Raw genomic sequence first — 8670 nt, 5'->3', positions numbered from 1 at the left:
AGAATACAACCAGAATACCCAGGCGGAAGTCTTGCTCAGAATGACTTTTAACATTGTTCCATCGCTTATAAATAGCAACGCTGGTAGCCTCAGGTATCCCGTCGATTGCACTATTCAATAGCGGGATCAAATCTGCATGCGCTTTATTCACACCCAATCGCAATAAATGCACAGGCTCGACATACCCGGTTATCGCCATGTCGTGCAAGTTCATGCGGTTCATTTCAGAATTAATGCTTAACAGCGCCCCCGCCATAACATCAACATTGCCCCGAGCCAGCTCGCGGACGGCTTCGGCCTCGGAGTTCATTAGTTGTAAGCGAATATCCGGATAGTAACGCGCCAGGTACTCTGCGAGGTGACTGTTTTTGTCTACTGCAACCAATTGGTGTGAAAGTCCGTCGATACCGTGATACATGACATCATAACTTTCACTCACCAGTACATTGGGTGTAGCGAAGTAAGGCGCGGAAAAGGTCAGAAAAGAACGGTAAACCGACGATTGACTGACCATAGGCAAAACCATGCACTTCCCGGTTTGTACAAACTCGAGGGACTGTTGCCAGCTGTCGGTTTCGACCAGTTTGAATTGAACACCGGCGAGTTCGCCAATGACCGTGAGGTAATCTGCGGAAATACCGACATGTGCGCCATTACGGACCATTTCATAAGGCACCCACGAAGGGTTAACACAATAGGTGACGATTGAAGGCGCAGATAGTGCAGAAAACGTCCAGCCACTTAACATGGCAGAAAGTACGCCCCACCGCACTAAGGTTGCTTTAAACTTGAACATGGTAACAATGTTATTCTTATTTCGTGTCAGTATGCGTTTTCAACGGTGTGAAATCAACTTAAACAAGACAGAAAAGCTAATGAAACAGATAGTTATGCCGCTTTCGACAGACTAGAAACAACCTCTGGTATATCTTCATGTTCAATCAGCGAGGCGCACTGCGCCCCGCCATTTGGTATTACAGCATCTCTACCGCTAATGCGACGCCTTCACCACCACCAATACACAAGGACGCAATCCCTTTTGATTTGCCTTGTTGCTTCAGTGCATGAAGTAACGTAACCAAAATACGCGCACCTGACGCGCCAATGGGATGACCCAATGCACAGGCACCGCCTTTAACGTTAACTTTCGACGCATCGAGGTCGAGCTTCTTGATTGCCAGCATAGTTACCATTGCAAAGGCTTCGTTAATTTCAAACAAATCAACGTCGTCTTTGGTCCACCCCGCTTTATCCAGGACTTTTTCCATGGCACCAACAGGGGCGACAGTAAAATCTTCTGGCTTAATAGAATTTGTTGCGTGCGCAACAACTTTTGCCAGTGGCGTTAAGCCCAGTTCAGCCGCCTTTGACTCACTCATCACCAGCAGCGCAGCAGCACCGTCAGAAATTGAGCTTGAGTTGGCGGCTGTTACTGTTCCGTCGCGCTTGAACGCAGGACGAAGTGAAGGAATTTTTTCCGGCTTCGCCGCTAATGGGCCTTCGTCGGTATCGACAACCACTTCCCCTTTACGGGTAGCAATAGTAATTGCACTGATTTCGTCGCCAAAGGTACCCGCACTGATCGCTTCGTTGGCTTTCGACAATGAACCAATGGCGAATTCGTCCATCATTTCACGAGTGAGGCCTTCCGCATCAGCCGTGGCTTGTGCAAAACAACCCATCGCCTGGCCGTCGTAAGCATTTTCTAATCCGTCCATCATCATGTGGTCCAGCACCTGACCATGCCCCATGCGATAACCACCACGGGCTTTTGGTAACATGTATGGCGCATTACTCATACTTTCCATACCACCAGCCACAATGACTTCTGCACTGCCCGCCTGTATCATATCCGACGCCAACATAACGGCTTTCAGACCAGACCCACAGACTTTGTTAATTGTAACTACACCGGCCGCTAACGGCAGCTCGGCTTTTAATGACGCCTGACGCGCCGGTGACTGACCCAAACCTGCAGGCAATACACATCCCATAATGACTTCATCGATGACATTGACGTCAATACCACCACACACCGACTTAATCGCTTCCGCACCTAAGTCTGTAGCTGGCAGCGCTGACAAACCACCCATAAAACCACCCATGGGAGTACGTTTAGCAGCGACGATAACGACAGATTCTTTACTCATAGTTTCCTTGCCTCATTTAGGTTTTACACAAACAGTTAATACCAACCTATAAGATAAGTGTTACAAGTACTGCACTTATCCCGTTAGTAATTTACCAACAACGAATTTTCATGTTCAGCTGTGGCCTGTTTATTGTTACCGGTTACCGCATCATTGCCCTGAAAATGCACTGTGCACTTCAGCCTTCAAGCCTGTTGTTGAGTAACCCCACACTAGATTTAGCAATAATTACAGTAAAAATAAACACGCTTGTAGCTTACACCTGTATACAAAAATAAACACAAGACTTTGGTTTTATAGAAAGCCTCGCACTTCACGCCATTGACGTTAATTAAATGTTACTTTACCTTTACGTTAACTCAACCTAACGTTAACGTAAACTGCAGCCTGTTTACACTATAACACTACCGGGTAACTACAGGTGAGACTTTAGGAAATCGGCTTATGACCAATCAAGAAAATGAATCAACCTACACCATCGGTGAACTTGCCAGGGAGTTTGATATTACCCCTCGTTCAATACGTTTTTATGAAGAACAGTCATTACTGAGTCCTAAACGTACCGGACAGAACCGTATCTACTGTAACAAAGACCGCGTCAGGTTAAAGCTAATTATGCGTGGTAAGAGGTTGGGCTTCTCATTGGCCGAGATAAAAAATCTGTTCGAGTTGTACGACAGCAACCCGAATTCCAGTGTACAGCTTCAGACGATGCTGCAACTTACCGAACAAAAACGCGCCGTACTGCGCCAGCAACTCGACGACATCCAAATGTTGATGAACGAACTGGATGAAGTGGAAACCCGCTGCCGCGAAGAACTGGCCGACTTACAACAAGGTGAATAATATGACTGCTCATTACCCTACGCTTAACTTCGCCCTGGGTGAAGATATCGACATGCTGCGCGACCATGTTTACCAATTCGCGCAAAACGAGATTGCCCCGCTTGCAGCTCAGGCTGACGAAGACAACGCCTTTCCAAATGCCCTGTGGCCTAAATTAGGTGAGATGGGATTGCTGGGCGTAACAGTCAGCGAACAGTACGGTGGTGCTGATATGGGCTATCTGGCCCACACGGTTGCCATGGAAGAAATCAGCCGGGCGTCAGGCGGTATCGGCCTGAGCTATGGCGCGCACTCTAACCTGTGCGTAAACCAGATTTTCAAAAACGGAAACGATGCCCAGCGCGAAAAATACCTGCCTAAGCTGGTCAGTGGCGAGCACATCGGTGCATTAGCGATGAGTGAACCGAATGCCGGTTCAGATGTGGTAAGCATGAAGCTCGCCGCAAAAAAAGTGGGCGACAAATACATCCTGAACGGTAACAAAATGTGGATCACAAACGGTCCGGATGCCCATACCTTTGTGATCTACGCAAAAACCGACGTGAACGCCGGCCCCAAAGGCATCACCGCATTTATTGTTGAGCGCGATTTCCCTGGCTTTAGTCGTGCACAGAAGCTCGACAAACTCGGCATGCGTTCGTCGAACACCTGTGAGCTGGTATTCGAAGACTGTGAAGTACCGGAAGAAAACGTACTGGGTGAAGTGGGCGGCGGTGTGCGCGTGCTCATGAGTGGCCTGGATTACGAACGTCTGGTGCTGTCTGGCGGCCCATTGGGCATTATGCAGTCATGCATGGACATCGTTGTGCCTTACATCCATGACCGCCAGCAATTTGGTCAGTCCATCGGTGAATTCCAGTTAGTTCAGGGCAAAGTCGCCGACATGTATACCCAAATGAATGCAGCAAGAGCCTATGTGTACGCCGTAGCTAAAGCCTGCGATCGCGGTGAAACCACACGAAAAGATGCCGCAGGCGCTATTCTTTATTCGGCGGAATTAGCGACCAAAATGGCACTGGACGCTATCCAGCTTTTAGGTGGAAACGGCTACATCAACGAATACCCAACCGGACGCTTACTGCGCGATGCCAAACTGTATGAAATTGGCGCGGGTACCTCAGAAATTCGCCGCATGCTGATTGGCCGGGAATTATTTAAAGAAACCGCATAGTAGATCAGGCAGTTAACGACAGAAAAAGAGGAGGTGCTATGCCTGTACTCAATACGAATATAAACAACCAGTCTGAAGCCTATAAAAATAACTATCAGGCAATGCAGCACGTGGTTGACGATTTGCAAAAGACCATTGCGCAAATCATGCAAGGTGGTGGCGACAAGTATGTTGCCCGCCACAAGGAAAAAGGCAAACTGCTGCCTCGGGAACGTATTGATGCCCTGCTCGATCCCGGTTCACCGTTTCTCGAAATTGGCCAGCTTGCGGCGTGGAATGTCTACGAGGACTACGTGCCTTGTGCCGGCGTCATTGCAGGCGTAGGGATGGTCAGCGGCGTTGAATGTATGATCGTTGCCAACGACGCAACCGTAAAAGGCGGCAGCTATTACCCGTTAACGGTGAAAAAGCACTTGCGTGCCCAGGCCATTGCCGAGCAATGTCATTTGCCCTGTATTTATCTGGTCGACAGTGGCGGCGCCAACCTGCCCCGTCAGGACGACGTATTCCCGGATCGCGACCACTTTGGTCGTATCTTCTTTAATCAGGCCAGAATGTCGTCGCAAAACATTCCACAAATTGCTGTGGTCATGGGTTCCTGTACTGCAGGCGGTGCGTACGTACCCGCCATGGCTGATGAGAGCATTATCGTCAAACAACAAGGCACCATCTTTTTAGCGGGGCCGCCGCTGGTTAAAGCCGCAACCGGTGAAGAAGTGACAGCTGAAGAACTTGGCGGTGGCGACGTGCATACCCGTATTTCAGGCGTTGCCGATCATCTGGCCAATAACGACCACCACGCGCTGCAAATTGCCCGTGATGCCGTCGCGCGCCTGAACCGTAAAAAGCCCGACGCAGTGACCACTGAGCCGGTGAAAGATCCGCGCTACCCGGCGCAAGAGCTTTACGGCATCGTGCCACAGGATCTGCGTCAGCCATTTGATGTGCGCGAAGTCATTGCCCGTATTGTGGATGACTCTGACTTTGACGAATTTAAAGCACGCTATGGCACCACACTGGTGTGTGGTTTTGCCCGCCTGCATGGCATGCCGGTTGGTATTGTGGCTAACAACGGTATTCTGTTCAGTGAGTCCGCACAAAAAGGCGCGCATTTCATTGAATTGTGCTGTCAACGCAAGATCCCGCTTATCTTCCTGCAAAACATCACTGGTTTTATGGTGGGTAAACAATACGAAGCCGACGGTATTGCCAAGCACGGGGCCAAAATGGTGAACGCAGTAGCCTGCGCAAACGTGCCGAAACTCACCGTGTTAATCGGTGGCAGCTTTGGTGCGGGTAACTATGGTATGTGTGGCCGTGCTTATGACCCGCGCTTTATGTTCATGTGGCCCAATGCCCGTATTTCCGTAATGGGCGGCGAGCAAGCCGCAGGCGTGCTGGCGCAGGTGAAGAAAGAGCAAAAGCTACGTGCAGGTGAAACCTGGTCGCAGGAAGAAGAGCAAGCCGTTAAGCAACCGGTCATCGACAATTACGAACGTCAGGGTCACCCCTATTACGCGTCTGCCCGCTTATGGGACGACGGTGTTATTGATCCGGCCCAAACGCGCAATGTGTTGGCGCTAGCATTAAGTGCCAGCCTGAATAAACCCATTGAAGACACCCAGTTCGGCGTGTTCAGGATGTAAGGACCGATAATGACTCAAGATATTCTGTACGAGCTAGACCACCTTGGGGTGGCAAGAATTACGCTGAACCGCCCGGAGAAACACAACGCCTTCGACGATACCATGATCGCCGAGCTGACCCGCTGTTTCGTAAAAGCCGGCAGCGATCCTGCCGTGCGTGCCGTGGTATTGGCCAGCAACGGCAAAAACTTCTGTGCAGGCGCAGATGCAGGCTGGATGCAGCGAATGGCTGGATACAGTGAAGCACAAAACCGCACTGATGCGATGCAACTTGCCACCATGCTGCAAACCCTATACCGCCTGCCCAAGCCCACCATTGCGCGTGTTCAGGGCGCAGCCTTTGGCGGTGCTGTTGGGCTAATTGCGTGTTGTGACATGGCGGTGGCCTGCAAGATGAGTAAGTTCTGTTTAAGCGAAGTTAAACTAGGGCTTATTCCGGCAACCATTAGTCCGTATGTCATTGAAGCAATGGGCAAACGCGTTGCCAAGCGTTATTTCCAAACCGCTGAAGTTTTTTCAGCCCGACGAGCGCGCCGACTTGGCCTGGTAAGTGAAGCGGTCAGTGAAGATCAGTTGGATGACGAGGTCAATTCGTTGTTGACCGCCCTGCTCCGCAATGGCCCTACTGCTATCGCTGAAGCTAAAGCACTCATAGAGCAGGTTGCTGGCGCCCCCATTGACGAATCGGTTATGCAAAACACCAGCGACTGGATTGCGCGGATCCGCGTCTCAGAAGAAGGCCAGGAAGGGCTCAATGCCTTTTTGGAAAAACGCGCACCGACCTGGATTAAGGAGTCTGAAAAATGATTCATAAATTACTGATCGCCAACCGTGGTGAAATTGCCTGTCGCGTAATGCGCACAGCAAAAGCCATGCACATTCCTACTGTGGCGGTATATTCTGACGCTGATAGCAACGCCATGCACACTACGATGGCAGATGAAGCCATCGCCATTGGTCCGGCGCCGGCCACGCAAAGTTATCTGGTGCAGGATAAAATTATCGAAGCAGCCAAAGCTACCGGCGCCAATGCCATTCACCCTGGCTATGGTTTCTTGTCGGAAAATGCCGGTTTTGCCCGTCGCTGTGAAGCCGAAGGTATTATTTTTGTGGGCCCACCAGCCAGTGCCATCGACGCCATGGGTTCAAAATCCAAAGCCAAGCAAATTATGGAGCAGGCGGGCGTGCCGTTAGTACCCGGTTATCACGGTGACAATCAGGATGAGCAAACCTTATTAAACGCCGCACGCGAGATTGGATTTCCGGTAATGCTAAAAGCGGCTGCCGGTGGCGGCGGAAAAGGCATGCGCCAGGTCATGGAGGAAGCCGATTTTGACGCCGCATTAGCCGCGGCAAAACGCGAAGCGAAGGCCAGTTTTGGTGACGACACTATGCTGGTGGAAAAATTCCTGACCCAGCCGCGTCATGTTGAGATTCAGGTATTTTGCGATAGCCACGGCAATGGCGTTTACCTGTTTGAACGCGATTGTTCAGTGCAGCGCCGTCACCAAAAAATCATTGAGGAAGCCCCTGCCCCAGGCTTGTCAGATGAAGTCAGAAAGCAAATGGGTGAAAGTGCACTGGACGCCGCTAAAGCCATTGGCTACGTGGGCGCAGGTACGGTGGAGTTTTTGCTGGACGTTGATGCTTTCTACTTTATGGAAATGAATACCCGACTCCAGGTAGAGCACCCGGTCACCGAGTACATTACCGGCGAAGATCTGGTTGCCTGGCAATTGAGTGTGGCGCAGGGTAATCCCTTGCCGAAATCACAGGAGCAGCTGACCTGCCACGGTCACGCCTTTGAAGTACGCGTATATGCCGAAGATCCCGACAATGGGTTCTTACCTTCTACCGGCACGCTGAGCCACTTGCAGTTTCCGCAGGTGTCGGAATCGGTGCGGATAGATACCGGCTTTCAGCAAGGCGATACCGTGTCGGTACACTATGACCCCATGATTGCAAAAGTCATCACCTGGGGTAAAGACCGGGAAGAAGCGCGCCAACGTATGCTGGCCTGCCTGAAAGACACCCATGTGGTCGGCGTTACCACCAACATTGGCTATGTTAACCGTGTAATGCAGCACCCGGCGTTTGCAAATGCTAAGTTAACCACCCATTTTATACCGCATCACGAGGCGGACCTAACCGCACCGGCTATGCCTGATGCATTGTTACCAGTTATGGCCTTGCGGTTGCTACTGAGTCAGCAGTCAGCCGTGCATGCCGACCTGTCACACTGGCGTATGAATCACCCGCATAAGCAACAACTCAATATTGAGTGTATGGGCAAGCATTACGCATTGACTGTAACCACACAGCCGCAGCAATTCTGTATTGAGTGCGATGGTCAGCAGTGGCTGGTCAACGGAACCTGGCAGGACGGGATGCTACAGGCAGAAGTGAATGGCTATCGGAGTCAGCACCGCATGGCCTGTGTCGATGAAACAGCCAATCAATGGGTGCTGTTCAATGGCGCGGAAACACGTAATTTCGCGCAGATACATGCCGATGTGGGTGAACATGACGATAGCCACGACGGCGGTTGCATTGCACCAATGAATGGTACCATCGTCAAGCTGTTAGTAGACGCCAATACCCCGGTCAAAAAAGGCACGCCGTTGCTGGTAATGGAAGCGATGAAGATGGAACACAACGTCACCGCCCCTGCCGATGGTCAGGTGGGTGAATTTTACTTCAGCACCGGCGACATGGTTGACGGTGGCGCATCATTGTTGGAGTTTATTGCCGATGACGCCTAATTACCCAACCCAAGTAAGTATTCTGGAAGTGGGCCCGAGGGACGGTTTGCAAAACGAAGCGCAAACCATTCCTTTACAGGCAAAAACCGACGTTA

7 protein-coding genes are annotated in these 8670 nt (G+C 50.9%); 5 read left to right on the top strand and 2 right to left on the bottom strand.

Annotated features, from left to right (window positions below; all coding sequences use genetic code 11):
- The coding region (locus AC4MRN_RS17485; protein WP_491203996.1) for a transporter substrate-binding domain-containing protein at positions 1-796 on the bottom strand (796 nt) is incomplete at its 3' end.
- Positions 797-974: 178 nt separating this feature from the next.
- Complete coding sequence (locus AC4MRN_RS17480; RefSeq protein ID WP_073324770.1) at positions 975-2150, bottom strand: thiolase family protein; 1176 nt, start codon at positions 2148-2150, stop codon at positions 975-977.
- 444 nt (positions 2151-2594) lie between these two features.
- On the opposite strand from AC4MRN_RS17480, the gene AC4MRN_RS17475 reads away from it, so the two are divergent.
- From AC4MRN_RS17475 to AC4MRN_RS17455, 5 genes are read left to right on the top strand one after another with little or no spacing between them, the layout of a single operon-like run.
- Complete coding sequence (locus AC4MRN_RS17475) at positions 2595-2996, top strand: MerR family transcriptional regulator (RefSeq protein WP_073324771.1); 402 nt, start codon at positions 2595-2597, stop codon at positions 2994-2996.
- A gap of 1 nt (position 2997) precedes the next feature.
- Entirely contained in the window at positions 2998-4167 is a 1170-nt protein-coding gene (locus AC4MRN_RS17470) for an isovaleryl-CoA dehydrogenase (protein WP_073324772.1), read from the top strand.
- A 38-nt stretch (positions 4168-4205) separates the two neighbouring features.
- Complete coding sequence (locus AC4MRN_RS17465; protein ID WP_490402960.1) at positions 4206-5813, top strand: carboxyl transferase domain-containing protein; 1608 nt, start codon at positions 4206-4208, stop codon at positions 5811-5813.
- A 9-nt stretch (positions 5814-5822) separates the two neighbouring features.
- Positions 5823-6620, top strand: coding sequence for an enoyl-CoA hydratase/isomerase family protein (locus AC4MRN_RS17460; protein ID WP_491203995.1), 798 nt, complete (start codon positions 5823-5825; stop codon positions 6618-6620).
- Positions 6617-8575, top strand: a complete 1959-nt coding sequence (locus tag AC4MRN_RS17455; protein ID WP_491203994.1) for an acetyl/propionyl/methylcrotonyl-CoA carboxylase subunit alpha — start codon at positions 6617-6619, stop codon at positions 8573-8575. The genes AC4MRN_RS17460 and AC4MRN_RS17455 overlap by 4 nt, the downstream gene beginning before the upstream one ends.
- The last annotated feature ends 95 nt before the right edge of the window (positions 8576-8670 follow it).

It is taken from the genome of Marisediminitalea sp., from assembly GCF_984433645.1.
This window is presented reverse-complemented; position numbering and strand designations above follow the sequence as displayed.